This is a genomic window from Streptomyces sp. NPDC052773, from assembly GCF_044547145.1.
Taxonomy (GTDB): Bacteria; Actinomycetota; Actinomycetes; order Streptomycetales; family Streptomycetaceae; genus Streptomyces.
This window is the reverse complement of sequence record NZ_JBITZX010000030.1, coordinates 1-1,849: the sequence shown is the minus strand read 5'-3', so window position 1 is coordinate 1,849 and position 1,849 is coordinate 1. Positions and strand designations below refer to the sequence as shown.

Genomic DNA, 1,849 nt, shown 5'->3' with positions numbered 1-1,849 from the left:
AACACAGTGGACGCGAGCAACTGAGGACAAGCCCTCGGCCTATTAGTACCGGTCAACTCCACACGTTACCGTGCTTCCATATCCGGCCTATCAACCCAGTCGTCTACTGGGAGCCTTACCCCATCAAGTGGGTGGGAGTCCTCATCTCGAAGCAGGCTTCCCGCTTAGATGCTTTCAGCGGTTATCCCTCCCGAACGTAGCCAACCAGCCATGCCCTTGGCAGAACAACTGGCACACCAGAGGTTCGTCCGTCCCGGTCCTCTCGTACTAGGGACAGCCCTTCTCAAGACTCCTACGCGCACAGCGGATAGGGACCGAACTGTCTCACGACGTTCTAAACCCAGCTCGCGTACCGCTTTAATGGGCGAACAGCCCAACCCTTGGGACCGACTCCAGCCCCAGGATGCGACGAGCCGACATCGAGGTGCCAAACCATCCCGTCGATATGGACTCTTGGGGAAGATCAGCCTGTTATCCCCGGGGTACCTTTTATCCGTTGAGCGACGGCGCTTCCACAAGCCACCGCCGGATCACTAGTCCCGACTTTCGTCCCTGCTCGACCCGTCGGTCTCACAGTCAAGCTCCCTTGTGCACTTACACTCAACACCTGATTGCCAACCAGGCTGAGGGAACCTTTGGGCGCCTCCGTTACCCTTTAGGAGGCAACCGCCCCAGTTAAACTACCCATCAGACACTGTCCCTGATCCGGATCACGGACCCAGGTTAGACATCCAGCACGACCAGAGTGGTATTTCAACGACGACTCCACGAACACTGGCGTGCCCGCTTCACAGTCTCCCACCTATCCTACACAAGCCGAACCGAACACCAATATCAAACTGTAGTAAAGGTCCCGGGGTCTTTCCGTCCTGCTGCGCGAAACGAGCATCTTTACTCGTAGTGCAATTTCACCGGGCCTATGGTTGAGACAGTCGAGAAGTCGTTACGCCATTCGTGCAGGTCGGAACTTACCCGACAAGGAATTTCGCTACCTTAGGATGGTTATAGTTACCACCGCCGTTTACTGGCGCTTAAGTTCTCAGCTTCGCCTGGACGAATCCAAGCTAACCGGTCCCCTTAACGTTCCAGCACCGGGCAGGCGTCAGTCCGTATACATCGCCTTACGGCTTCGCACGGACCTGTGTTTTTAGTAAACAGTCGCTTCTCGCTGGTCTCTGCGGCCACCCCCAGCTCAGGAAGCAAGTTCCTTCACCGGAAATGGCCCCCCTTCTCCCGAAGTTACGGGGGCATTTTGCCGAGTTCCTTAACCATAGTTCACCCGAACGCCTCGGTATTCTCTACCTGACCACCTGAGTCGGTTTAGGGTACGGGCCGCCATGAAACTCGCTAGAGGCTTTTCTCGACAGCATAGGATCATCCACTTCACCACAATCGGCTCGGCATCAGGTCTCAGACTATGTGCCAGGCGGATTTGCCTACCTGACGTCCTACACCCTTACCCCGGGACAACCACCGCCCGGGATGGACTACCTTCCTGCGTCACCCCATCACTCACCTACTACCAGCTCGGGTCACCGGCTCCACCACTCCGACCTCGTCCGAAGACTCAGCCGGCGGCTTCACGGGCTTAGCATCACTGGATTCGATGTTTGACGCTTCACAGCGGGTACCGGAATATCAACCGGTTATCCATCGACTACGCCTGTCGGCCTCGCCTTAGGTCCCGACTTACCCTGGGCAGATCAGCTTGACCCAGGAACCCTTAGTCAATCGGCGCAAACGTTTCTCACGTTTGTATCGCTACTCATGCCTGCATTCTCACTCGTCAACCGTCCACAACTCGCTTACGCGGCTGCTTCACCCGGCAGACGACGCTCCCCTACCCATC

Annotated in this window: 1 rRNA gene; it reads right to left on the bottom strand. The window is 56.8% G+C overall.

Annotation, left to right across the window (positions count from 1 at the left end):
• Positions 1 to 22: 22 nt before the first annotated feature.
• Positions 23 to 1,849 (bottom strand): 23S ribosomal RNA (locus ACIG0D_RS34985); the annotation flags it as partial.